Origin of the sequence: Streptomyces racemochromogenes (assembly GCF_039535215.1) — a bacterium.
Taxonomy (GTDB): Bacteria; Actinomycetota; Actinomycetes; order Streptomycetales; family Streptomycetaceae; genus Streptomyces; species Streptomyces racemochromogenes.
Map to the genome: position 1 here is coordinate 2,052,143 of NZ_BAAAWT010000001.1, position 23,944 is coordinate 2,076,086.

At 71.9% G+C, this 23,944-nt stretch carries 18 protein-coding genes; 9 read left to right on the top strand and 9 right to left on the bottom strand.

What is annotated here, in order from left to right:
• The first annotated feature begins 132 nt into the window (after window positions 1–132).
• Together ABD973_RS09230 and glgB are read left to right on the top strand one after the other, a co-directional pair.
• The gene (locus ABD973_RS09230; protein WP_386381794.1) at window positions 133–1,608 is read left to right on the top strand and encodes a maltokinase N-terminal cap-like domain-containing protein; all 1,476 of its coding nucleotides are present in this window, start codon (window positions 133–135) and stop codon (window positions 1,606–1,608) included.
• Entirely contained in the window at window positions 1,605–3,890 is a 2,286-nt protein-coding gene (gene glgB / locus ABD973_RS09235; RefSeq protein WP_345499733.1) for a 1,4-alpha-glucan branching enzyme, read from the top strand. Before ABD973_RS09230 ends, glgB begins: the two co-directional genes overlap by 4 nt.
• Here the strand turns inward: glgB and ABD973_RS09240 are convergent.
• Together ABD973_RS09240 and ABD973_RS09245 are read right to left on the bottom strand one after the other, a co-directional pair.
• Window positions 3,880–4,230 carry a thioredoxin family protein gene (locus tag ABD973_RS09240; RefSeq protein ID WP_125596478.1) on the bottom strand — a complete coding sequence of 117 codons (351 nt, stop codon included), beginning with the start codon at window positions 4,228–4,230 and terminating at the stop codon, window positions 3,880–3,882. The genes glgB and ABD973_RS09240 overlap by 11 nt on opposite strands.
• Before the next feature lie 43 nt (window positions 4,231–4,273).
• Window positions 4,274–4,663, bottom strand: a complete 390-nt coding sequence (locus ABD973_RS09245) for a MerR family transcriptional regulator (protein ID WP_125822543.1) — start codon at window positions 4,661–4,663, stop codon at window positions 4,274–4,276.
• A gap of 331 nt (window positions 4,664–4,994) precedes the next feature.
• On the opposite strand from ABD973_RS09245, the gene ABD973_RS09250 reads away from it, so the two are divergent.
• The gene (locus ABD973_RS09250) at window positions 4,995–5,684 is read left to right on the top strand and encodes a helix-turn-helix domain-containing protein (protein WP_125822542.1); all 690 of its coding nucleotides are present in this window, start codon (window positions 4,995–4,997) and stop codon (window positions 5,682–5,684) included.
• A gap of 125 nt (window positions 5,685–5,809) precedes the next feature.
• Here ABD973_RS09250 and ABD973_RS09255 read toward each other — a convergent pair whose 3' ends face one another.
• Window positions 5,810–6,835: an ATP-dependent 6-phosphofructokinase gene (locus ABD973_RS09255; protein ID WP_125596469.1), complete on the bottom strand. Its 1,026-nt coding sequence runs from the start codon at window positions 6,833–6,835 to the stop codon at window positions 5,810–5,812.
• A 224-nt stretch (window positions 6,836–7,059) separates the two neighbouring features.
• Here ABD973_RS09255 and pta point away from each other — a divergent pair, with 224 nt between their 5' ends.
• The 5 genes from pta (at window position 7,060) to ABD973_RS09280 (ending at window position 16,441) form a co-directional block, all read left to right on the top strand.
• On the top strand, window positions 7,060–9,159 hold the full coding sequence (gene pta / locus ABD973_RS09260) for a phosphate acetyltransferase (protein ID WP_345499739.1): 2,100 nt from the start codon (window positions 7,060–7,062) through the stop codon (window positions 9,157–9,159).
• A 35-nt stretch (window positions 9,160–9,194) separates the two neighbouring features.
• Window positions 9,195–10,409: an acetate kinase gene (locus ABD973_RS09265; RefSeq protein WP_125822541.1), complete on the top strand. Its 1,215-nt coding sequence runs from the start codon at window positions 9,195–9,197 to the stop codon at window positions 10,407–10,409.
• A 62-nt stretch (window positions 10,410–10,471) separates the two neighbouring features.
• Window positions 10,472–11,899 carry a pyruvate kinase gene (pyk, locus tag ABD973_RS09270; protein WP_125822540.1) on the top strand — a complete coding sequence of 476 codons (1,428 nt, stop codon included), beginning with the start codon at window positions 10,472–10,474 and terminating at the stop codon, window positions 11,897–11,899.
• 358 nt (window positions 11,900–12,257) lie between these two features.
• A complete protein-coding gene (locus tag ABD973_RS09275) occupies window positions 12,258–16,022 on the top strand; it encodes a hypothetical protein (RefSeq protein ID WP_345499742.1) in 3,765 nt (1,254 codons plus the stop codon).
• 71 nt (window positions 16,023–16,093) lie between these two features.
• Window positions 16,094–16,441 (top strand): hypothetical protein, encoded by a 348-nt coding sequence (locus tag ABD973_RS09280; protein ID WP_125822538.1) that lies wholly within the window; start codon window positions 16,094–16,096, stop codon window positions 16,439–16,441.
• Window positions 16,442–16,511: 70 nt separating this feature from the next.
• Here ABD973_RS09280 and ABD973_RS09285 read toward each other — a convergent pair whose 3' ends face one another.
• The 4 genes from ABD973_RS09285 to ABD973_RS09300 form a co-directional block, all read right to left on the bottom strand.
• The gene (locus ABD973_RS09285; protein WP_345499744.1) at window positions 16,512–17,807 is read right to left on the bottom strand and encodes a hypothetical protein; all 1,296 of its coding nucleotides are present in this window, start codon (window positions 17,805–17,807) and stop codon (window positions 16,512–16,514) included.
• The gene (locus tag ABD973_RS09290) at window positions 17,797–18,348 is read right to left on the bottom strand and encodes a DUF6114 domain-containing protein (RefSeq protein WP_125822536.1); all 552 of its coding nucleotides are present in this window, start codon (window positions 18,346–18,348) and stop codon (window positions 17,797–17,799) included. Before ABD973_RS09290 ends, ABD973_RS09285 begins: the two co-directional genes overlap by 11 nt.
• A gap of 113 nt (window positions 18,349–18,461) precedes the next feature.
• Window positions 18,462–19,106: a DUF6230 family protein gene (locus ABD973_RS09295; protein WP_345499746.1), complete on the bottom strand. Its 645-nt coding sequence runs from the start codon at window positions 19,104–19,106 to the stop codon at window positions 18,462–18,464.
• Window positions 19,107–19,692: 586 nt separating this feature from the next.
• The gene (locus ABD973_RS09300; protein WP_125822534.1) at window positions 19,693–20,685 is read right to left on the bottom strand and encodes a tetratricopeptide repeat protein; all 993 of its coding nucleotides are present in this window, start codon (window positions 20,683–20,685) and stop codon (window positions 19,693–19,695) included.
• Window positions 20,686–20,923: 238 nt separating this feature from the next.
• Between ABD973_RS09300 and ABD973_RS09305 the strand changes: the two genes are divergently transcribed.
• The gene (locus ABD973_RS09305; RefSeq protein ID WP_345499749.1) at window positions 20,924–21,562 is read left to right on the top strand and encodes a TetR/AcrR family transcriptional regulator; all 639 of its coding nucleotides are present in this window, start codon (window positions 20,924–20,926) and stop codon (window positions 21,560–21,562) included.
• 124 nt (window positions 21,563–21,686) lie between these two features.
• On the opposite strand, the gene icmA is transcribed toward ABD973_RS09305, so the two are convergent.
• Both icmA and ABD973_RS09315 read right to left on the bottom strand, forming a co-directional pair.
• A complete protein-coding gene (gene icmA / locus ABD973_RS09310; protein WP_125596439.1) occupies window positions 21,687–23,387 on the bottom strand; it encodes a coenzyme B12-dependent isobutyryl-CoA mutase large subunit in 1,701 nt (566 codons plus the stop codon).
• 97 nt (window positions 23,388–23,484) lie between these two features.
• Window positions 23,485–23,814: a DUF3817 domain-containing protein gene (locus ABD973_RS09315; RefSeq protein WP_125596436.1), complete on the bottom strand. Its 330-nt coding sequence runs from the start codon at window positions 23,812–23,814 to the stop codon at window positions 23,485–23,487.
• Window positions 23,815–23,944 lie beyond the last annotated feature (130 nt).

Sequence of the window (23,944 nt, forward strand, 5' to 3'; positions counted from 1 at the left end):
CTCCTTTGGGTCAACGGCCCGCCCCTGTACGGATCATCCTGACCCGACACACGCACATACCGGAGAAGCAACTGCCGCGCATCCGGGACACTCTGCGCATTCTGTGACGGCCCGGGGAAAGGACGCGACGCCATGTCGGAGGCTGCATCCGCCCGGAGGCGGCTGACGCCCGCCCGGGCCGGCGGGACCGCCGGAGCCCCGGGGCCCGCCGGGCCCGCCGGGACCGCCGCGCTGGAACCGATGCTGAGGGACTGGCTGCCCGCCCAGCGCTGGTTCGCCGGCAAGGGGCGCCGCATCGCCCGCATCGAGGCCGTCTCGGCGGCCGAACTGCTGCCGCCGGGCTCCGCCCCCGGCCTGCTGCACCTGCTGCTCGACGTGGACGGGGACTGCTACCAGCTCCTGCTGGGCATCCGCCCCTCCCCGCTCCCGCCCGCCCTCGCGCCCGCCCTGATCGGGCACGCCGAGAACGGTCCCTACGCGGGCCGGGCCGTGTACGAGGCGCTGGGCGACCCCCGGCTCGCCTCCCTGCTGCTGGAACGGCTGCGCTCCCCCGGGACGCTGGGCCCGCTCCGCTTCGACCGGGACCCGGACACCCCGGTCCAGGCCGGGCTGCTGCCCCGGCCGCTGTCCGGGGAGCAGACCAACTCCTCCCTGATCTACGGGGATTCGTACATCCTCAAGGTGTTCCGCCGGGTCGGCCCCGGGATCAACCCGGACCTGGAGCTGCCCAGGGCCCTGGCCGCCGCCGGCTGCGCCCGCGTGCCCGCCCCGGTCGCCTGGTACGAGGCCGAGCTGCCCGGTGGAGAACCGTTGACCCTGGGCGTGCTCCAGCCCTACCTGCGCGGCTCCGACGACGGCTGGCAGCTGGCCCTGCGCAGACTCGGTGCCGGGGCCGACTTCACCGCCGAGGCGCACGCGCTGGGCCGGGCCACCGCCGAGGTGCACAGCGCCCTCGCGACCGCACTGCCCACCCTGGCCCTCGGTCCCGAGCAGACCGCCCGGCTCGCCGCCGGGATGACCGCCCGGCTCGCCGCCACCTGCCGCGAGGTGCCCGCGCTCCAGCCGTACGAGGCCGGGCTGCGCGGCGCCTTCGACGCGCTGGCCGCCTCCCGGGGCGCCGGGGTCCCCGCCCAGCGCATCCACGGGGACCTGCACCTGGGCCAGACCCTGCGCACCGCCGACGGCAGCTGGGCGCTGATCGACTTCGAGGGGGAGCCCGCCCGGCCGCTCGCCGACCGCCGCCGCCCCGAGCCGGCGGTCCGGGACATCGCCGGGATACTGCGCTCCTTCGACTACGCCGCCCGCTCGCACCGGCCCTTCGCCCCCGCCTGGGCGGACGCCTGCCGGGCCGCGTTCTGCGAGGGCTACGCCCGCACCACCGGCCGTGACCCGCGCGAGGACCCGGTGCTGCTGCGCGCGTACGAGACCGACAAGGCGGTGTACGAGGCCCGGTACGAGTCCCGGCACCGCCCCGACTGGCTGCACGTCCCGATGGCCGCGATCCGCCGGCTGTCGGAACCCCAGCGGCCGGCACACCGCATGCCCCCGCCGGCTCCCGGCACCACCCCGACCCCCCACCCGAAGCCCCCGAGGAGGCCGCTCGCGTGAGCGCCGCACGACAGCCGTCACCGACCGTCCGCGAGGAAGCCGCAGCCGTACCCGAACCCGCGAAGCGGACCCGCGCGCCACGCGCCCGCCGCGCCGCCCCGCCGCACGGCGTCCGGCCGGCGCCCGCGCTGGACGCGGGGGAACGGGCCCGGCTGCTGGAGGGCCGCCACCACGACCCGCACGCGCTGCTGGGCGCCCGCGCGCAGCGGGGCGGCGTGGCCTTCCGGGTGCTGCGCCCGTACGCGAAGGCCGTCACCATCGTGGCGAAGGGGCTGCGGGCCGAGCTGTTCGACGACGGGGACGGGCTGTTCTCCGGGCTGCTGCCGCTGACCGGGGTGCCGGACTACCGGCTGCTGGTGACGTACGACAGCGACGAGATCGAGGTCCACGACCCGTACCGGTTCCTGCCCGCCCTCGGGGACCTGGACCTGCACCTGATCGGCGAGGGCCGGCACGAGGAGCTGTGGACGGCGCTGGGCGCCCGGGCGATGGAGCACCAGGGCGTCGCCGGCACCCGATTCACGGTGTGGGCGCCGAACGCCCGGGGGGTGCGGGTCACCGGGGACTTCTCCTACTGGGACTCCGTGGCCTACCCGATGCGCTCGCTCGGGGCGAGCGGGGTGTGGGAGCTGTTCCTGCCCGGCGTGGGCGAGGGCACCCTGTACAAGTACGACATCACCCGTCCGGACGGCAGCCACACCCTGCGCGCCGACCCGATGGCGCAGTACGCGGAGGTCCCGCCGGCGAACGCCTCGGTGGTCACGGCCTCGCGGTTCGTGTGGCAGGACGCCGAGTGGATGGCCACGCGCGGCGCCCGCGCCCCGCACCAGGCGCCGCTGTCGGTGTACGAGCTGCACCTGGCGTCCTGGCGGCCGGGGCTCACGTACCGCCAGCTGGCCGACCAGCTGCCGGCGTACGTGAAGGAACTCGGCTTCACGCACGTGGAGTTCATGCCGGTCGCCGAGCACCCCTTCGGCGGCTCCTGGGGCTACCAGGTCACCGGCTTCTACGCGCCCACCTCGCGGATGGGCACCCCGGACGACTTCCGGCTGCTGGTGGACTCGCTGCACCGGGCCGGGATCGGGGTGATCGTCGACTGGGTGCCGGCGCACTTCCCGCGCGACGACTGGGCGCTCGCCGAGTTCGACGGGCGTCCGCTGTACGAGCACCAGGACCCGCGCCGGGCCGCGCACCCGGACTGGGGGACGCTGGAGTTCGACTACGGGCGCAAGGAGGTCCGCAACTTCCTGGTGGCCAACGCCGTCTACTGGTGCCAGGAGTTCCACGTCGACGGGCTGCGCGTGGACGCGGTGGCCTCGATGCTGTACCTGGACTACTCGCGCGACGAGGGCGACTGGTCGCCGAACGAGCACGGCGGCCGCGAGGACCTGGACGCCGTGGCGCTGCTCCAGGAGATGAACGCGGTGGTCTACCGGCGCTGCCCGGGGGTGGTGACGATCGCGGAGGAGTCGACGGCCTGGGACGGGGTCACGCGGCCGACGGACTCCGGCGGGCTGGGCTTCGGCCTGAAGTGGAACATGGGATGGATGCACGACACGCTGCGCTACGTGTCGAAGGAGCCGGTGCACCGCAAGTACCACCACCACGACATGACCTTCGGGATGGTGTACGCGTTCAGCGAGAACTACGTGCTGCCGATCTCGCACGACGAGGTGGTGCACGGGAAGCGCTCGCTGGTGTCGAAGATGCCGGGCGACTGGTGGCAGCAGCGGGCCACGCACCGCGCCTACCTGGGCTTCATGTGGGCCCACCCGGGCAAGCAGCTGCTGTTCATGGGGCAGGAGTTCGCGCAGGGTTCGGAGTGGTCGGAGGCGTACGGGCCGGACTGGTGGCTGCTGGACTCCTCCTATCCGGCGGCCGGCGACCACCGGGGGGTGCGGAACCTGGTGCGCGACCTGAACCGCGCGTACACGGCGGCTCCCGCGCTGTGGGAGCGGGACGCGGTGCCGGAGGGGTTCGCGTGGGTGGAGGCGGACGCCGCCGAGGACAACGTGTTCGCGTTCCTGCGGTACGCGCAGGACGGATCGCAGCTGCTGTGCGTGTCGAACTTCTCCCCCGTGGTCCGGCACGGCTACCGGATCGGGGTGCCGGAGGAGGTGCCGCTGTGGCGGGAGGTCCTCAACACCGACCTGGAGGAGTACGGCGGGAGCGGCGTCCACCACGCCCGGCCGCTGCGCCCGGAGCCGGTTCCGGCCCAGGGGCGTGCGGCGAGCCTGCGGATGACGCTCCCGCCGATGGCGACGGTCTGGCTCAGGCCGTGACGGGGGCGAGCGCCTCGTCGAGCTCCTGAAGCAGCCGGCGCCTGGGCCGGGCGCCGGTGATCTGCCGTACGGGTTCCCCGTCGCGGAAGAGGAGCATGGTCGGCATGGACAGCACCCCGTAGCGCGTGACGGTCGCGGGGTTGCTGTCCGCGTCGATCTGGACCACCGTGAGGCGGTCCGCCCGCTCGGCGGCCACGGCGGAGAGCACCGGGGCGAGCTGGCGGCAGGGGCCGCACCAGTCCGCGGTGAACTCCACCAGGACGGGCCGGCCCCGTTCGGCCAGCACCCGCGCCTCGAAGTCGGCGTCGGTGACTTCGGCCACACCCTTGGCGTGGATCATCTCGTTCCCCTCTCGTCAGCCGGTTCTCGTCAGCCGGTTCTCGTCAGCCGGTCATCTCGCAGCGCGGCGCGACCTGCCCGGCGGCCTCCTCGGCCGCCGCGAGCTGGCGGGCCACCTGGTCGCGGACGTCGGCCAGCTGGCCGATCAGGCCGTCCAGCTCGGCGAGCTTGCGGCGGTAGACCGCGAGCGAGGCCGGGCAGGCGTCCCCGGCCGGGTGGCCGGCGCGCAGGCACTCGACGAACGGCCGGGTCTCCTCCAGTTCGAAGCCGAAGTCCTGGAGGGTCCGGATCTGGCGCAGCAGGCGCAGGTCGTCCTCGTCGTAGTCGCGGTAGCCGTTGCCGGTCCGCCGGGCCGTGAGCAGGCCGCGTGACTCGTAGTACCTGAGCGTCCGGGTGCTGGTCCCGGCCCGCCTCGCCAGTTCGCCGATGCGCATGGCCCGACCGTATTCCTTGACGCCGACGTCAAGGGAAGGGCGGGGCCCTCGCCACCCCCGTATGCGAGGGCCCCCGACATGGATCACGGACGGCGGGCCGGACCGGTTCACGTCATGTGACCGGGATCACCCTCCGGGCTTCGCCGGTCACCTGAAATGGAGTGGCCTGATCCGTACGCTGGCCCTACGCCCATAAATGGATCTTCCTATGGCCCGATTACCGGACGGTCGCCGGGAAAACCGCCCAAAGTCATGAACTCCATAGGACTTTCCTACGAGTTATGGGCTTGTTTGAATAGTCTGTAGTCGTCGCAGGTCGGCCACTTCTACGGTGTGCCCTGTGCACTCCAGCCCACCTTTCAATGCCCCCGCCGCGCGTCGCCTGCGCGCGGCCCTGGGCATGGCGCCCGGTCACGTCGCCTACGGCCTGCGGGCCCAGTACGGACTGCTCGTCGCACCAGAGACCGTGATGGCCTGGGAGCGGGGCGAGCAGTCGCCCACCTCCGCCGAGCTCACGGCCCTGGCCGGCGTGCTCTGGTGCTCCCCCGGGGAGCTGCTGGCCGAGCCCGTCACCCTGCGGGAGCACCGCATCGCCCGGGGCCTGGACCCCGAGGACCTGGCCCGCCGGATCGGGGTCGAGGGGAACGCGTACCGGAAGATGGAGGAGAGCGGGCGCTGGAAGGGCAACGAACGCCAGTCCGCCGCCCTCGCCTCCGTGCTCGGCCTCAGCCTCGCGCAGTTCGTGACGGCCACCGGCAAGCACGAGGAGCTCGCCGACCTGCTGCGCAGCGCGGCGACCACCCGCTGGCAGGCCTACGTGAAACCGCTGGGCAAGCTGCTGCCGGTGCCCAAGGCCCACCTGGAGCGGGTCCTGGAGCACCTCTACAACGACTACCAGTCGCGGATGGTGGCCACCCTCGGCTGGGGCGGCGCCGAGGGCGCGGCCGGCACCGGCGACGCCGGGCGGGAGTTCCTCGCGGAGATCACGGACCGGTTCTGGTCCCTGGCCGGCGGCGCCTGAAACGCCGCACCGCACCGCGCCGGACGCACGACGGCCCCGGGCGCGCCGCCCGGGGGATGCGCGCCCCGGGCCGTTCGGCGGGAAACCGGGGACGTCCGGCCCGCCCGGGCGGGCCGTCCGGCCGGTCAGAAGACGGACTCGGCCTCGTACATCCGGTGCTCGGGGACGGTCTTGAGCTCGGTGACGGCCTCGGCCAGCGGGGCCATCACGATGTCGGTGCCGCGCAGGGCGGTCATCTTTCCGAACTCCCCGCGGTGCACGGCCTCGACGGCGTGCCAGCCGAAGCGGGTGGCGAGGACGCGGTCGTACGCGGTGGGGACGCCGCCGCGCTGGACGTGGCCCAGGATGACCGGGCGGGCCTCCTTGCCGAGGCGGTGCTCCAGCTCGATGGCCAGCCGGTTGCCGATGCCGGCGAAGCGCTCGTGGCCGTACTGGTCGATGGCGCCCTTCTCGTAGGGCATGGAGCCGGCGGCCGGGTGCGCGCCCTCGGCGACACAGACCACGGCGAACTTCTTCCCGCGGGCGAACCGCTCCTCCACCATCTTCACCAGGGCGTCCACCTCGAAGGGGCGCTCGGGCAGGCAGATGCCGTGGGCGCCGCCGGCCATGCCGGACTCCAGGGCGATCCAGCCCGCGTGACGGCCCATGACCTCGACCACCATCACGCGCTGGTGGGACTCGGCGGTGGTCTTGAGGCGGTCGATGGCCTCGGTGGCGACCGTGACGGCGGTGTCGAAGCCGAAGGTCCGGTCGGTGCAGGAGATGTCGTTGTCGATGGTCTTCGGTACGCCGACCACCGGCATCCCCGCGTCCGAGAGCATCCGGGCGGCCGTCAGCGTGCCCTCGCCGCCGATCGGGATCAGCGCGTCGACGCCGTAACGCCGGGCCAGCTCGTGGGCGTTCTCGGCGGCTTCGTGCAGCCGCGCGCGCTCCATGCGCGCCGAGCCGAGGATGGTGCCGCCGCGGGCCAGGATGCCGCTGACGGCGTTGATGTCGAGGGGACGGTAGTGGCCGTCGAGGAGGCCCTTGAAGCCGTCCTCGAAGCCGATGACCTCGTCCCCGTGTCCGACCAGGGCACGGTGTACGACCGACCGGATGACAGCGTTCAGGCCCGGGCAGTCGCCGCCTGCGGTGAGAACTCCGATACGCATCGTGCTGTGTCTCCTGCCGTACATATGAAGGGCGTATTTGATGACGCCTGTCCGATTGTTCCATGTTCCGGGAGGCGTGCGCGCTCGGCACCGCTCCACCCACCAGGCCTTTCGTCCCTCCGACCTGGACTTTTTCCCGGGGGCGCCCTATCCACTGGCGGAGGTATTGTCAAGGGGTCGAGGCACACCAATAAGAGATCCACTGCATGGGACGGAGAGCACGCGTGACGCGCAGCGTGTACGTGACCGGTATCGAGCGGGGAGACGGCCGGCAGGTCGTCGAGCTGGGCATCATGGAGCTCCTGACCCGCCAGACGGGCCGGGTCGGCGTGTACCGCCCCCTTCTGCACGACGCGCCGGACCGGCTCTTCGACCTGCTCAGGGCCCGCTACCGCCTCGACCAGGACGCCGCGACGGCGTACGGCATGGAGTACCACGAGGCCTCCGCGATCCTCGCCGAGAAGGGCACCGACGAGCTGGTCTCCCGGCTCGTCGACCGCTACCACCGGGTGGCCCGGGACTACGAGGTCATGCTGGTGCTCGGCACCGACTACGCCGAGACCAACCTGCCCGACGAGCTCGCGCTGAACGCCCGCCTCGCCAACGAGCTGGGCGCGGTCGTCGTCCCCGTCGTCGGCGGCACCAAGCAGCCCGCCGATGCCGTGCGCGCCGAGGCGCGCAACGCCCACCGGGCCTACGCGAGCCTGGGCTGCCACGTCGTGGCGATGGTCGTCAACCGGGTGGCCCCCGAGGACCGCGACGCGATAGCCGAGCGGCTGGCCGCCCGCCTCCCCGTGCCCTGCTACGTCCTGCCCGACGACAAGAACCTGTCCGCCCCCACCGTCGCCCAGATCACCCGGGCGCTCGGCGGCGAGGTGCTCCTCGGCGACGACGCCGGGCTCGCCCGCGACGCCGTGGACTTCGTCTTCGGCGGCGCCATGCTGCCCAACTTCCTGAACGCCCTGACCCCCGGCTGCCTCGTCGTCACCCCCGGGGACCGGGCCGACCTCGTGGTGGGGGCGCTCGCCGCGCACGCCTCGGGCACCCCGCCGATCGCGGGCGTGCTGCTGACCCTGAACGAGCGCCCGTCCCAGGAGGTCCTCACCCTCGCCTCGAAGCTCGCCCCCGGCACCCCGGTGGTCTCGGTGGCCGGCAACAGCTTCCCGACCGCCGCCGAACTCTTCTCGCTGCAGAGCCGGTTGAACTCCGCGACCCCGCGCAAGCTGGAGACCGCGCTCGGCCTCTTCGAGCGGCACGTGGACACCGCCGAACTGCGCGGACTGCTCTCGGTGGCCCGCTCGGAGCGCGTCACCCCGATGATGTTCGAGCACGAGCTGCTGGAGCGGGCCCGCTCCGAGCGGCGCCGCGTGGTGCTCCCCGAGGGCACCGAGGAGCGCGTGCTGCGCGCCGCGGACGTGGTGCTGCGCCGGGGGGTGTGCGACCTGACCCTGCTGGGCGAGGAGCAGGCCATCCTGAAGAAGGCCGGCGACCTGGGCGTCGACATCTCGGCCGCGCAGCTGATCGACCCGGCGACCTCCCCCCTGCGGGAACGGTTCGCCGAGTACTACGCCAAGGCCCGCGCGCACAAGGGCATGACCGTCGAGCTGGCCCACGACGTGGTCACCGACGTCAACTACTTCGGCACCCTGATGGTCCAGGAGGGCCTGGCCGACGGCATGGTCTCCGGCTCGGTGCACTCCACCGCCGCCACCATCCGACCCGCCTTCGAGATCATCAAGACCAAGCCCGAGGCCTCGATCGTCTCCTCCGTCTTCTTCATGTGCCTGGCCGACCAGGTCCTCGTCTACGGCGACTGCGCCGTCAACCCGGACCCCGACGCCGCCCAGCTGGCCGACATCGCCGTGCAGTCGGCGGCCACCGCCGCCGCCTTCGGCGTCGACCCCCGCATCGCGATGCTCTCGTACTCCACCGGCACCTCCGGCTCCGGCGCGGACGTGGAGAAGGTCCGCAAGGCCACCGAGGCCGTCCGCGCGCAGCGCCCGGACCTGCTCATCGAGGGCCCGATCCAGTACGACGCCGCCGTGGAGCCCTCGGTCGCCGCGACCAAGCTGCCCGGCTCCGAGGTGGCCGGCCGCGCGAGCGTGCTGATCTTCCCGGACCTGAACACGGGCAACAACACGTACAAGGCGGTGCAGCGTTCGGCCGGAGCCGTCGCGGTCGGCCCGGTGCTCCAGGGCCTGCGCAAGCCGGTCAACGACCTCTCGCGCGGCGCGCTGGTCCAGGACATCGTCACCACGGTGGCGATCACCGCGATCCAGGCGCAGTCGCAGTCCCGGCCCCAGTCACAGTCACAGTCCCAGTGATCCCCCCACGACACCCGAAGGAAAGACCCCCCACCGTGACCGCAACGCGCGTACTCGTCCTCAACTCCGGTTCCTCGTCCGTGAAGTACCAGCTGCTCGACATGGCCGACCGCTCCCGCCTCGCCGCCGGCCTGGTGGAGCGCATCGGCGAGGAGACGTCCCGCCTCGTGCACGAGCCGCTCACCGGGCCGGGCGCCGAGGGCGGCAAGCGCGAGCGGCTCGGCCCGATCGCCGACCACGGCGCGGCCCTGCGGGCGGTCGCGGCGGAGCTGGCGGCCGACGGGCTGGGCCTGGACTCCCCCGAACTCGTGGCCGTGGGCCACCGGGTGGTGCACGGCGGGACCCGCTTCACGCAGCCGACGGTCATCGACGACGAGGTGCTCGCGGAGATCCGCAGCCTGATTCCGCTGGCCCCGCTGCACAACCCGGCGAACGTGACCGGCATCGAGGTGGCGCGCGAGCTGCGCGGGGACCTGCCGCAGGTGGCCGTCTTCGACACCGCCTTCCACTCGACGATGCCGGAGCACGTGGCCCGGTACGCGATCGACGCGGCGACCGCCGAGAAGTACGCCATCCGGCGGTACGGCTTCCACGGCACCTCCCACGCCTACGTCTCGCGGACGGCGGCGGCGCTGCTCGGCAGGCCGGTGGAGGACGTGAACGTCATCGTCCTGCACCTGGGCAACGGCGCCTCCGCCTCGGCCGTGCGGGGCGGGGTCTGCGTGGAGACCTCCATGGGCCTGACCCCGCTGGAGGGCCTGGTCATGGGGACCCGCTCCGGCGACCTGGACCCGGCGGTGATCTTCCACCTGGCGCGGGTGGGCGGTCTCTCCGTCGACGAGATCGACTCGCTGCTCAACAAGAAGAGCGGTCTGCTGGGTCTGTGCGGCGACAACGACATGCGCGAGGTGACGCGGCGAGCGGGCGAGGGCGACGAGTCGGCCCGGCTCGCGCTGGCGGCGTACGTCCACCGCCTGAAGAAGTACATCGGCGCGTACACGGCGGTCCTGGGCCGGGTGGACGCGGTGGTGTTCACGGCGGGCGTCGGCGAGAACGCCTCCGCCGTGCGGGAGGCGGCGGTCGCCGGCCTGGAGGAGCTGGGCCTCGCGCTGGACCTGGAGGCGAACGCCGCGCGCTCCCCGGAGCCCCGGCTGATCTCCCCGGACTACGCGCGGGTGGCGGTGGCGGTGGTCCCGACCGATGAGGAGCTGGAGATCGCCTCCCAGGCGTACGCGCTGGTTACCCAGTAGTCACTTGGACTTTCCGCCAGACGGAATATTCCGCTACGAAACAAACGGATAGGATCCGCTTCATGCGCCGTTCCAAAATCGTCTGCACGCTGGGCCCCGCCGTCGACTCGTATGAGCAGCTGAAAGCACTCATCGAGGCAGGTATGAACGTGGCCCGATTCAACTTCAGCCACGGGTCCCAGGCAGAACACCAGGAGCGGTACGACCGCGTCCGGAAGGTCTCCGAGGACACCGGGCGCGCGGTCGGCGTCCTCGCCGACCTCCAGGGCCCCAAGATCCGTCTGGAGACCTTCGCCGAGGGTCCCGTCGAGCTGGTGCGCGGTGACGAGTTCACCATCACCACCGAGGACGTCCCGGGCGACAAGTCCATCTGCGGCACCACCTACAAGGGCCTCCCGGGCGACGTCGCCAAGGGTGACCAGGTCCTGATCAACGACGGCAACGTCGAGCTCCGGGTGACCGAGGTCGACGGCCCGCGGGTCAGGACCATCGTCATCGAGGGCGGTGTCATCTCGGACCACAAGGGCATCAACCTGCCGGGTGCCGCCGTGAACGTCCCCGCCCTGTCGGAGAAGGACATCGACGACCTGCGCTTCGCCCTCCGCATGGGCTGCGACATGGTCGCGCTGTCCTTCGTCCGCGACGCCAACGACGTCAAGGACGTCCACCGCGTCATGGACGAGGAGGGCCGCCGGGTCCCCGTCATCGCCAAGGTGGAGAAGCCCCAGGCCGTCGAGAACATGGAGGCCGTCGTCGCGGCCTTCGACGCGGTCATGGTGGCCCGCGGCGACCTGGCCGTCGAGTACCCGCTCGAAAAGGTCCCGATGGTCCAGAAGCGGCTCATCGAGATGTGCCGCCGCAACGCCAAGCCGGTGATCGTCGCGACCCAGATGATGGAGTCGATGATCACCAACTCCCGCCCGACCCGCGCGGAGGCGTCCGACGTCGCCAACGCCATCCTCGACGGCGCCGACGCGGTCATGCTGTCCGCCGAGTCCTCGGTGGGCGCCTACCCGATCGAGACCGTCAAGACGATGTCGAAGATCGTCACGGCGGCCGAGGAGGAGCTCCTCGCCAAGGGCCTCCAGCCGCTGGTCCCGGGCAAGAAGCCGCGCACCCAGGGCGGCTCCGTCGCCCGCGCGGCCTGCGAGATCGCGGACTTCCTGGACGGCAAGGCCCTGGTCGCCTTCACCCAGTCCGGCGACACCGCCCGCCGCCTGTCTCGCTACCGCGCCCAGCAGCCGATCCTGGCGTTCACGACGGACGTGAACACCCGCAACCAGCTCACCCTGAGCTGGGGCGTGGAGTCGGCCGTCGTCCCGCACGCCGACAGCACCGACGCGATGGTCGACCTGGTGGACGGCGAGGTCCTGAAGCTCCAGCGCTTCAACCCGGGCGACACCATGATCATCACGGCCGGCTCGCCCCCCGGCGTCCCGGGCACGACCAACATGGTCCGCGTCCACCACCTGGGCGGCACCCCCGCCTGAACCCGGACGGCCTGACGGCCCGACGGCCCGACTCTGCCGCACAGAGACCGAGGGCGGCACCCCGCAGACGCGGGGTGCCGCCCTCGGTGTTTTCCGTCGCCCGTGACTACCGGCCGGTAGTTTCGGCCGAAACCCAGGGGGTGTGGCCTAAAACGCACTACCGACGGTAACCCGATCGTGAAACGCTCGAACCGCCTTGGGGGGAAGGCGAACGGGGTTGTGCACCTGACCCGTGCACAGGGGGGAATCGACCATTTCTGCTCCACCGTGCCGCCGCCGCATGCCGCGTCGGCACGGCCTTACGTACGCGCGCCTTCCTTCGGGCTGACCAGAACCCCTGAAGACAGGCAACAAGCACGTGCAACGAACCACCCTCCTGCGGCGCAGGAGTGCCGGCGTCCGAGCAGCGGTCCGGCGAGGGCTGGCCGGTACCGCTCTCGCCACCAGCGCAGCCCTGCTGGCCGGCCTCATCAGTGCCGCTCCCGCGTCGGCCGTTGAGATTCCGCCGGACGACGAACCGCAGTACCGGCCCATCAGTCTCGGCTCGGACCCGCGCAGGGACCGGTGCGCGGCGGGCTTCGCCCTGCACATCGGCGGCCCGGAAATGAAGAAGGTCGCCTCCAAGGCCCTCGCGGGTACGACGGCGGAACTCAACGCCGCCACCGCCATGGACCCGCAGACGGGCCAGTACCCGCTGTACGAAGCGATGCTCAAGGACCGGGACTCCCGCGAGGGCTCACCCGTCGAGTCCGCCGAACGGCGGGAGCGCTGGGAGAAGGCGAACTACCCGTACTGGGAGTCCGGCACCAAGGCGGGGATCCCGCAGTACGCCCCGAAGTTCGACGAGGACATCGTCGCCTTCACCCTGGGCCCCCAGCGCGCCCTGTACTACCAGCTCGGCGGAGACGGCCACTCGACGCCTTCCAAGGCCGCCCTCGACAAGGCCAAGGCCCTCGCCGAAGAGCTGAAGGGCCAGGACCTCAACAACGACTTCGTCACCAAGGACCTGCTCGGTGACACGCTCGGCATCACCACGGGCAGCGACGTGGCCCGCTACCTGCGGCTCGGCGGCTACATGAAGCAGGCGCCCCCCGAGGGCTCCGTCGAGTTCCGCCTCGAGGTCGAAGCGCTGAAGGCCTCATGGGGCGCCTGCGACAGCCGCAACCCGGTGGACTTCTATCGCGTCATGTCGCCGATCGTCGTCACCGCGCACATGGAGTGGGAGCAGGAGTACGCCACTCAGGCCGCTCCGCGAAACGAGATCGTCAACGCCGAGGTCACCGCCGCCGGCGAAGCCCGCAAGGCCACCGAGGCCATGATCGAGTCGCTCGGGCAGGCATGGCTCGCCGACCAGATCCTGACCTGGCAGAAGTACTGGGCCGGCCAGCCGGCCAACGCCTCCGGCCGTCCCGCCGCGTCCGTCTTCACCCAGGCGAACAAGGACCTGGCCGCTGCCCGTACCAGGGCAGCCGACCAGGCGAAGGTCGCCGCGACCGCCTCGGCGGCCGCCAAGGCGGCGTCGGCCAAGGCCGGCACGGCACAGACCACGGCGTGGGCCCTCGCAGACGCGGCAAAGGCTCCGCGGGGCCGCGGACTGCTGTTCGCGCAGCAGTCCGTCCAGGTCACCAAGGCCTCGGCCGCGGCTGCCGAAGCCGCCGCGAAGGCCGCCGAGACCGCGTCGAACGCCGCCAAGGCGACCGTAGCGGACAGCAAGACCCTCTACGCCCTGGCGCAGACCCAGTCGCACGCCATGAACACCGAGTTCCGCCGCGTCGCGGCGCAGGAGGCCGCCGCCCAGGCGAAGGCCGCCGCCGAGTCCGCCGCCGCCCAGGCCAAGGAAGCCGCGGACAACGCCACCAAGGCGAAGGCGGCGCAGACCAAGGCCGAAACCGCCCGGGACGCGGCGAAGACGGCCGCGGACAACGCGAAGGCCCAGCGGATCAAGGCCGAGCAGGAACGTGACGTCGCCAAGGCCGAGCACGCCAAGGCCACGGCGGAGCGGAACAAGGCGCTGGCGGCCGAGAAGCGCGCCACCACCGAGCGCGAGGCGGCGGCCAAGGCCCGTACCGCTGCGGAGACCGCCGGCTCGACCGCCGCGGACAAGCTGGACGCCGCCGAAGCCGCCGAGCAACGGGCGGCCCTCGCCCGTGACGCGGCCGCGCAGGCGGAGCGCGACCTGCGGGCCAAGGACGCCCGCGCCGCGGCCCTGGAGTCGGCGGCTGCCGCCGCCGAGGGCACCGCCGCCGCCGGGGACAGCCGCAAGGCCGCGACGGAGGCCCGCACCGCGGCCAACACCGCCAAGGGCGCGGCGGACCGGGCCCGCACGGCCGCCGACGAGGCGGGATCCGCCGCCGTCGAGGCCCGTGCCGCCGCCACCCGGGCGGAGGGCGCCGCCGCCCGCTCGCAGGCCGCGTACGAGAACGCGAACGCGCAGTGGTGGACCAGCTACGCCGCCGCCCAGACGGCTCACGCCGCGGCCGCCGAGGCGATCGACGCCTCGGACGCCGCCTCCGCGAACGCCGTGAAGGCGGAGGCGGAGGCCAAGAAGGCCCAAGCCGCCTCGGCCCAGACCAAGAAGGAGGCGGCCGCGGCCCAGGACGAGGCCGAGAAGACCTCGGCCTGGTCGGCCGTCACCGCCGGACACGCCTACGCGACCGCCCAGGCGGCCGCGGCCGCCCGCGACTCGGCGGCGGAAGCCGTGAAGCCGGCCAATACCGCCATCGCGACCGGCACCCCGTACCGGGAGTCCGACTCCGCCGCCGCCTTCGCCGTCCTGGTGGGGCAGTCCGCCAAGTCGCTCGCCGAGCAGCAGGCGGCGGCGGCCACCGCGAAGTCCGACGAGGCCACCAAGGCAGCGGCCGCCGCCAAGGCGCTGGCCGACAAGGCCACCGGTGACGCCAAGCTCGCCGCCCAGGCTTCCGCCGCAGCGGCGGCCGACACCGCCGCGGCTCTGAAATCGGTCGCCGCCGCCCGTGCCTCCGCCGCCACGGCGGCCAAGGCAGCGGCGGCCGCCAAGGCCGCGGAGACCAAGGCCACGGAGTACAACTCCCAGGCCGGTGCCGAGGTCGTCCTCGCCGGCAACGCCTCGCGGGACGCGGCGAGCGAGGCCGCCGCCGCCAACAGCGAGGCCACCGAGGCGGAGAAGAGCGCCGCCAACGCGCGTACCGCCGCGAACGCGGCCAAGAAGGACTCCGACGCCGCGAACGGCGCGGCCACCAAGGCCGAGTCGGACGCGAAGGCCGCGGAAGGTGCCGCGGCTAACGCCCAGCAGTCCGCCAAGGACGCGGACGCGTCGGCGGACCGGGCCGAAGAGGCCCTCCGCAAGTGGCAGGAGGAGCAGCGCGCGGCCCAGCTCGCCGCCGCAAAGTCCAACGGCGGTCCGGGATACGGCGGTGCGGACCTGAACCTCACCCAGGAGGAGGCGCTGCGCAAGGCCTGTGGCCAGGCCTGCGTGGACGAGTACAAGGCCGCTCTGGAGGCGGCCAACAAGGACGTCATCGACTGGGTGATCGAGAACGGCGGCCAGATCCTCCTCGACGTCCTGGGAGTCACGGCCGCGAAGAAGTGCTTCTCCTCCGGGGACGTGGAGAGCTGCCTGTGGACGGCGCTGAACGTGGTCCTCGTCGGCGCCCTCGTACTGAAGATCCCCCAGGTCGCGGTGGCAGTGACCAAGGTGGCGATCGGCCTCGGCGGCTACTTCCGCGCGACGGCCGCTGCCGTCCAGACGCTGGCCCGGCTCAAGCCGATCGCCCAGGTGAGCGCGCACGTGGAGTTCGGCGCGTACACCACCACCACGGCGGCCACCGAAGCCGTCGTCAACATGAAGCGGGCGATGTCGGCCGGCGGCTGGCAGTGGACGATCAACACCGGTCACGGTTTCCACCGGGCCCACTCCTACCGCAAGGGCGAGCAGGCCTTCGAGGCGCTGAGCACCACGCACCTGACGGCCGACCAGATCGAGAAGGCCCTGATCCTCAAGACGCTGGAGCACATGGGCGCGGGCGGGAGCATGGAAGGCTTGCAGAAGCTGTACGTCACCATCGACGGGATCAAGATCAAGGGCCACATCATGAAGGTGGGTGAGAACCTCATCTCGATCTCGACGTACGTCCGGGTCGGCTAGCCGGCCGGGCGCTGCCGCGCCCCGTGCGCACAGCACCCCCTCAAGCCCACAGGAACGAGCAAGGAACCCCGATGAAGGATCTGATCACGCTGGGGCGTGCCGTCGTCCCCGAGAACAGGGTGGACACACCCCCGGAACGGTTCGGGGAGGCCGAGTTCGCCTACGTCGAGACGATCATCTACGCGGACCCGGACGAGATCCTCGCGATGCTCCGTACGCTGAAGGCCGAGAACTTCATCGGCCTTCCCTCCTGGGCCCGCAACCTGGCCTACCGGATCGTCTGCCTCCAGCGGCCGGACGACGCGGCCGTGTTGCGTGAGGCGGCCGAGGACCTGTTCGCCTTCGCGGACTGGGACGAGATCGCGGAGGAGCTGGTGGCCCGCGCCGACCGCCTGGACCCGCCAAGAGCGTCCTCGTAACCGGTGTCCCACCACGGCGAAGCGGCCCGCACCCCGAGAGGGGTGCGGGCCGCTTCCCGTGCCGGGAGTACTACTCCGCCGGGCCGATGTAGTTCTTCAGGCCCGGGACGGTGAGGTTGCCGCCGAACTGGCCGGCCTGGACGACCTTGACCTTCGTGAAGAACGCGAAGGGGACGTTCAGGGGCGGCGGGGTGTTCGGGGTGAACTCGATCGGGATGAGGCCGAAGAGGTTGCCCTTGAGGCTCTCCGTGTACATCGTGACCTTGCCGCCGCGGATCGTGGACGTGGAGCCCGGGCGCGACTTGAGGTGGGCGATGTTCGGGCCCTTTCCGACCGTCTGGTACAGGTCCTTGATGTCCAGCGAGTCCGCCGTGAACTTCAGGACCTTCTTGACCTTGCCGCCCGCCGTCTTCACCTCCACGATGCCCTCGTAGTCGAGGCCGTAGAGGGTCAGCAGCGAGCTGTCCAGGTACCAGGGCTCGTCCGGCAGGAGCGGGATGCCGGGCTCCAGCTTGGCGTTGGCGAAGGCCTCGGCGTCGAAGGTCGGGCAGGGGAAGGGCTGCTTCCCGTCCGGGCCCGTCGTCGCCGACGTGGACGGGGACGGGCTGGGGGACGCCCCGTCGGCGTCCTTCTCCGCGTCCTTGGCCGTCTTGCCGGTCTCGTCCTTCGGCTTGGTGGCCGTGTCCTTGACGCTCTGCGGGAGCTCCTCGACCTTGACCCCGGCCTTCTTCGCGGCGTCGCGGATCGCGTCGGCGGAGGGGTCCTTCGTCGGGGTGGTCGTGGTGGGCGCGGGTGCCGGGGTGGCCGGCTTCTTCGCGTCCTGGAGGGGCTTGCCGAGGCCGTCCACGAGGTCCTTGAGGGCGTCGCCGACGCCCAGCGGGTCCAGCGGGTTCGCCGGCTTGGCGGACGGGGCCGACGCCGACGGGGACGGGGAGGTGCCCGTCTTCGGGGTCTGGGGCGGCTTGGCGGACGTGGAGGCCGAGGCCGACGGGGACGCCGCCGGCTTCGGGGCCTTGCTCGCGCCCGGGGACGGGCTCGCGCCGGGTGAGGCGGAGGCCGAGGGCGACGGGGACGCGGACGCGGACGTCGACGGTGTCGGAGAGGGCGACTTCGTGGGCTCGTCGGAGCGGGTCACGCACGGGCCGGGCGCGAAGGGGATGTCCTTGTCGTCGGCCAGCGCCAGCTTCGGGGCGAGGCCCATCCCGACGAGGACGGCGGTCGGCATCGCGGCGAGCGCCATCGTCTTGCCGACGGGTATCTGGATCTTGTTCAGCAGCGACTTCCTGGGCGCCGCGTGGCGCGGGCCCCTTCTCTCACGGGACTCCGCTCCGGGGGTGACCCCCCGCTGCGTCTCGTCACCCCGCACTGTTCCTCCCGCCATCGGCGTGGGCAGTCGTCTCGGTCGCGTACGCCGTTTCCGTGTCCCGGGGGCCGGGGACGCCGTAGAACGGGTCCGCGGGCGGCACCTCGGTCGCCTTGGCCGGCTCCGGCTCGTCCTCCGCCGGCACGCCCGGCGCCCAGGCCAGCGCGAGGCATCCGCCGATCATGGCGGTGAGGAAGCCGATGAAGAAGCCGCCGAGGTTGGACTTCGGGATCGACACCAGGGCGAGGAGGATCGCCGCGACGCCCGCGAAGACCCGGATGCCCTGCTGGAACCAGAGGCCTATGCCCAGCGTGATCAGCAGGCCGCCGAGGATCAGCGAGACGGAGCCGGACGTCGTCGCCATCGCGAGGGAGACGTTGGCCAGTCGGATGTCCGCGAACGGGAAGTAGATGATCGGTACTCCGCCGAGGAGCGTGAACAGGCCCGCCCAGAAGGGACGGTTACCACGCCAGGCACGGAAGCGGAGGCGCATGACAGTGAGCCAGTGTTCGTCTGCGGCGTGAACCGGGGCCTCGGGGTTCATGGACAACAGCTCCCTGGAAACGGTGGTACGGAGAACTCTGTGGAGCCCGGACGGGCGTGCTTCGACGGCTGCCGTCGCCCGCCCGTCCGGTCACTTCACAGGACGGGACCGGCTTACTTCTCGTCCTGGTAGCACGGCTCGTTGCCGCTGATCAGGCGCAGCTTGAGGTCCGGCAGCGTGAAGGTACCCGCCGTCGTCGCCCACGCCTTCTGGCGCACCTTGGTCAGCGTCGCCGTCTTGGCGCGCTGCGAGAAGAGCGCGCCGTCCGCCACCGTGTTGGGGACGGGCTTGGTGGTGTGGCTCTCGTCGCCCACCGCGACACCGATGTCGAGCTTGTCGAACTTGGCGTCCGCGTCCAGCTCGGCCACGTCGAGGTAGAGGTTCTCCGCGACGGCCGGCCTGCCCTTGTTGCCCGTGCGCAGCTGCAGGGTGATGGCGCCGAGGCCCGGCACCGGGGTGACCAGCGACTGGCACATGTTGGTGATCTTGGCGGAGCTGAAGCCGGAGATCGTGACCGGGTGCTTGGTGGTCTTGTCACTGCCGATCGTCTTGCCCTCGGCGACGCTGCCGTACTGGATCAGGTCCTGACCGACGAGCTCGTCGGCCGACACCTTGAAGTCCTGGCCCGACACGCTGAAGGACGCCGCGAGGGCACCCTGCGCCAGACCCACACCGACCGCGGCGGTGGCCGCGATGCTCGGCACCATGACGAGCGCGAAGCGCTTCCATCTGGTCCCACCACGAACCTGGGAAATCATCTTGTTCCTCCTTCTCGGACGTACATCTCCGGTCCGGGCCGGGAGGCCCGTCCTGGGATGGGAGAAGTGCTACGTCCTCGGGAAGGAGCGCAGGCGGCCGAGCCGCGGCGCAGCCGCGTCCGATACACCGGCGTTCACCCCCGAGCGACAACCACTGGGCCACGCGTTCGCGCAACCTGGAGGACAGGCCCTGCCGGTGTGGCAGGGACCCCCCTGTCCACGGCCGGTGCCACTGTCACCGGCCGGCCCGGTGGGGACCCTCCGCCGCGGTTCCGGGTGAGCGGTTCTGCGGGAAGGACCGAGCGTCGCCGATCGTGGTCCATTCCAGGCCGGGGCACAAGGGGGTTCGTTACTGGCGGGTAACGGCTGGATAACCGGAGTCTTGCCCCGTGGCGTCGCACGGCCACACAGGGTGTCACCCTGGGCCACGACAGAAGGGGTGAAGAACGAACCAACCGGACAGTTCACGGGGTTAGATTTACTGCGAGTAACAGCGGCCGCGATTACCAAGTTTTGGCAAAGTGCGGCCGCTGTTTATCTCCGTGTCAACAAATCGCCGGTGACGGCACACGCCACCGGAGTACGGCTAGAACAGCACCCGCGCCAGCGCCGTACGGGCCTGCGTGACCCGCGGGTCGTCCGCGCCGATCACCTCGAACAGCTCCAGCAGCCGGACCCGTACCGCGTCCCGGTCGTCACCGAACGTGACCCGGACGGTGTCCACCAGACGCCCGAAGGCGTCCGCCACGTGACCGCCCGCCAGGTCCAGGTCGGCCGCGGCCATCTGCGCGGCCGGGTCCTTCGGGTTCGCGGCCGCCTCGGCGCGCACCGTCTGCGGGTCCATGTGCTGCACCCGGGACAGCAGCTCGGCCTGGGCCAGGCCCAGCTTCGCTTCGGTGTTCGCCGGGTCGTCGGACAGGACGTTCTTGTACGCCTGCACCGCACCGGCCAGGTCACCGGCGTCCAGCGCGACGACGGCCGCCTCCAGCAGCGCGTCGTACGGGCCGGCCGGGACCGCGGCGGGGGCCGCCGGGGCACCCTCGGCACCCGGGTCGACCTGGAGGCCGACGAGCCCGAAGCGCTCCTCGGCGACCTGCACCAGCTGGGCCAGGGTCTCGCGGATCTGCTGCTCGGGCGCCACGCCCTGGAACAGCGGCAGCACCTGGCCGGCGACCACGGCGAACACGGCCGGGATGCCCTGGATGCCGAACTGCTGCATCAGCATCTGGTTGGCGTCGACGTCGATCTTCGCCAGGACGAAACGGCCGCCGGCCTCGACGGCGAGGCGCTCCAGCAGCGGGCCGAGCTGCTTGCACGGCTCGCACCACTCGGCCCAGAAGTCGAGGACGACCGGGACCTCGTTGGAAAGCTGGAGCACGTCGCGCTCGAAGCCCGCCTCGGATACGTCGAAGACGAGGGCGGACGGCGGTACGGCGCCGCCGGGCGCGCTGCCCGCGCCGCCACCGCCATGCCGGGACGCCTCGTTGCGCGCCTGCTCGGCCTTGGCCTTGGCTTCGCCGGCCGCCTTCACAGCGGCGAGGTCGACCACGCCGCTCATGGACATGTTTCTGGGCTGCATGCGTACATCCTCCCCCTTGTGCGCGCGCCGACGAAAAGGATCCCGAAAGATCGTCCTGCGTTGTGCGATATTCCGTTGGTCGGCGCCGGGTCCCCACCTGGCGCCAGTAGCTTCGCGTGGTTGTCGCTCTTACGCTACGAGCCGTAGCGTAACTCCCCCGGGACCCGCGCGCCCCGTGATCTGAACCACAGCGAACAGCCCCCCGCCGGTTCCGCTACCGGCGGGTATGGTCTCGGCCATGCGCAACCCCAACCCGGGCGTCAGCTCCCCGCACGGCCGTACCGGCCGCCCCCGCAGCGCGGCCGCCGACACCGCGATCCTCGCGGCGACCCGGGACGCGCTGGTGGAGCTGGGCTGGTCGAAGCTGACGATGGGGGACGTCTCGGCCCGCGCCGGGGTCGCCAAGACCACCCTCTACCGGCGCTGGGCGGGCAAGAACGAGCTGGTCGTGGACGCCGTCGCGGAGCTGTTCGACGAGCTGGAGCTGCCGGACCGGGGCTCGCTCGAAGCCGACATCGAGGACGTGGTGCTCCAGTTCGCGCGGCTGTTGCGGCGCCCGGAGGCCCGTACGGCCCTGATGGCCGTGGTCGCGGAGTCCACCCGGGACGAGGCGCTGCGGGACCGGATCCGGTCGGCGATCGTGGACCGGCAGAAACGTCTCGTCGTACTGGGCCGCGAACGGGCGCAGGCCCGGGGCGAACTCCCGCCCGAGGAGGACGAGGCGCTGGCCCGCCACACCACGGACCTGATCTTCGACGTGATCGCGGGCACGGTGGTGCACCGGGCCCTGGTCAGCTGCGAGCCGGTGGACGAGATGTGGGCGGGGGCCTTCACCGCCCTCCTGATGCACGGCCTCCAGGGCGCGGCCCGGACCTGAGCGGGAAACGGGAGGCGGCGGACGGGAAACGGGAAGGCCGCGGACGGGAAACGGGAAGGCCGGTCGTGCCCGCCGCCTCGGGGGCGGGCACGACCGGCCTTCCGCCGGACCGCGGGAGCGGGGGCTAGAAGCCGGGCGGCTCGGTGTAGACGCCCCACTCGTCGCGCAGGACGTTGCAGATCTCGCCGAGCGTGGCCTCGGCGCGCACCGCGTCGAGCATGGCCGGGATCATGTTCGACCCGTCCCGGGCGGCGTCCAGCATCGCCTTCAGCGAGGCCGTCACCTTGGCGTCGTCGCGGCGCTCCTTGCGGGCGGCCAGGACGCGGACCTGCTCGCGCTCCACCTCGTGGCTGACGCGCAGGATCTCCAGGTCGCCGGTGACGGAGCCGTGGTGGACGTTGACGCCGACGACCCGCTTGTCGCCCTTCTCCAGGGAGCGCTGGTACTGGAAGGCCGACTCGGCGATCTCGCCGGTGAACCAGCCGTCCTCGATGCCGCGCAGGATGCCGGAGGTGATCGGCCCGATCGGGTGCCGGCCGTCCGGGTGGGCGCGCAGGCCGCGCTCCTTGATCTGCTCGAAGATCTTCTCGGCGTCGGCCTCGATGCGGTCGGTGAGCTGCTCGACGTACCAGGAACCGCCCAGCGGGTCGGCGACGTTGGCGACGCCGGTCTCCTCCATCAGCACCTGCTGCGTGCGCAGCGCGATCTCGGCCGCCTGCTCGCTGGGGAGGGCGAGGGTCTCGTCGAGGGCGTTGGTGTGCAGGGAGTTGGTGCCGCCGAGGACGGCCGCGAGGGCCTCGACCGCGGTGCGCACGACGTTGTTGTACGGCTGCTGCGCGGTGAGGGAGACACCGGCGGTCTGGGTGTGGAAGCGCAGCCACATGGCCTTGTCCGACTTCGCCCCGTAGACCTCCTTCATCCAGCGGGCCCAGATGCGGCGGGCGGCGCGGAACTTGGCGATCTCCTCGAAGAAGTCGAGGTGGGCGTCGAAGAAGAAGGAGAGGCCGGAGGCGAAGTGGTCGACGTCCAGGCCGCGGGAGAGGCCGAGTTCCACGTAGCCGAAGCCGTCGGCCAGGGTGTAGGCGAGCTCCTGCGCGGCCGTCGCCCCGGCCTCGCGGATGTGGTAGCCGGAGACGGAGAGCGGCTTGTAGGCGGGGATGCCGTTCGCGCAGTACTCCATGAGGTCGCCGATGAGGCGCAGGTGCGGCTCGGGTTCGAAGAGCCACTCCTTCTGGGCGATGTACTCCTTGAAGATGTCGGTCTGGAGCGTGCCGTTGAGCACGGCCGGGTCGACGCCCTGGCGCTCGGCGGCGACCAGGTACATGCAGAAGGCGGGCACGGCGGGGCCGCTGATGGTCATGGAGGTGGTGACGTCGCCGAGCGGGATGTCCTTGAAGAGGACCTCCATGTCGGCGGCGGAGTCTATGGCGACGCCGCAGTGGCCGACCTCCCCGAGCGAGCGCGGGTCGTCGGAGTCGCGCCCCATCAGGGTCGGCATGTCGAAGGCGACGGAGAGGCCGCCGCCGCCGGCGGCCAGGATCATCTTGTAGCGCTCGTTGGTCTGCTCGGCGTTGCCGAAGCCGGCGAACTGCCGGATGGTCCAGGTCCGGCCGCGGTAGCCGGTGGCGTGCAGACCCCGGGTGAAGGGGTACTCCCCCGGCCAGCCGATGCGCTCGAACCCCTCGTAGGAGTCGCCGGGGCGGGGCCCGTAGACGGGGTCGACGTCATCTCCGGAGAGCGTCGTGAAATCGGCCTCGCGCTTGCGGGCCTTGTCGTAACGGGCCTGCCAGCGGCGGCGGCCCTCCTCGATGGCGTCAGCGTCCATACCCACGAATTTACTAGGACGTCCTAGTAAATGTCGATGGCAAACCCCCGGAGAGTCTCCCCGGGGGTGTCCGGATCCGGTCGGACCCGAGGCCCGCTCAGGCCTCGGCGGTCGCCATGCCGTCGGTGACCAGCGGCTCGATCTCGGCACGGATGCCGCGCTCGACGAAGAAGGCGGCCAGCGGGATGGTCCCCGAGACCAGCACCCACAGCAGCTTGCCGAACGGCCACTTGGCCTTGGAGCCCAGGTCGAAGGCGAAGACCAGGTAGATCATGAAGAGCACGCCGTGGACCTGCGAGACCGCGAGGGTCAGGCCGGCGCCGGTGTCGAAGCCGTACTTCGCCACCATGCAGGCGCAGAGGATCAGGAGCATGACCGCGGTCACGTAGGCCATGACGCGGTAGCGGGTCAGCACGCTTCGTTTCATGCCGTCGAGCCTAACCGTCCGTTTTGCGGGATCTTGACGCGGCCCCGCCTGTGGGTGGGGGGGGTGGGCGTCGGGGCGGGCGCGGGGGCGGCGGTGGGGGGCCGTGGGGGCGGGTGTGGGGGCGGGTGTG

Bases quoted from the DNA above. Each gene is read 5' to 3' on its own strand.
- ABD973_RS09290 (WP_125822536.1), bottom strand. From the start codon at position 18,348: ATGAACCCCGAGGCCCCGGTTCACGCCGCAGACGAACACTGGCTCACT.
- ABD973_RS09245 (WP_125822543.1), bottom strand. From the start codon at position 4,663: ATGCGCATCGGCGAACTGGCGAGGCGGGCCGGGACCAGCACCCGGACG.
- pyk (WP_125822540.1), top strand. From the start codon at position 10,472: ATGCGCCGTTCCAAAATCGTCTGCACGCTGGGCCCCGCCGTCGACTCG.
- ABD973_RS09295 (WP_345499746.1), bottom strand. From the start codon at position 19,106: ATGATTTCCCAGGTTCGTGGTGGGACCAGATGGAAGCGCTTCGCGCTC.
- ABD973_RS09240 (WP_125596478.1), bottom strand. From the start codon at position 4,230: ATGATCCACGCCAAGGGTGTGGCCGAAGTCACCGACGCCGACTTCGAG.
- icmA (WP_125596439.1), bottom strand. From the start codon at position 23,387: ATGGACGCTGACGCCATCGAGGAGGGCCGCCGCCGCTGGCAGGCCCGT.
- ABD973_RS09280 (WP_125822538.1), top strand. From the start codon at position 16,094: ATGAAGGATCTGATCACGCTGGGGCGTGCCGTCGTCCCCGAGAACAGG.
- ABD973_RS09305 (WP_345499749.1), top strand. From the start codon at position 20,924: ATGCGCAACCCCAACCCGGGCGTCAGCTCCCCGCACGGCCGTACCGGC.
- ABD973_RS09315 (WP_125596436.1), bottom strand. From the start codon at position 23,814: ATGAAACGAAGCGTGCTGACCCGCTACCGCGTCATGGCCTACGTGACC.
- ABD973_RS09255 (WP_125596469.1), bottom strand. From the start codon at position 6,835: ATGCGTATCGGAGTTCTCACCGCAGGCGGCGACTGCCCGGGCCTGAAC.
- ABD973_RS09230 (WP_386381794.1), top strand. From the start codon at position 133: ATGTCGGAGGCTGCATCCGCCCGGAGGCGGCTGACGCCCGCCCGGGCC.
- ABD973_RS09300 (WP_125822534.1), bottom strand. From the start codon at position 20,685: ATGCAGCCCAGAAACATGTCCATGAGCGGCGTGGTCGACCTCGCCGCT.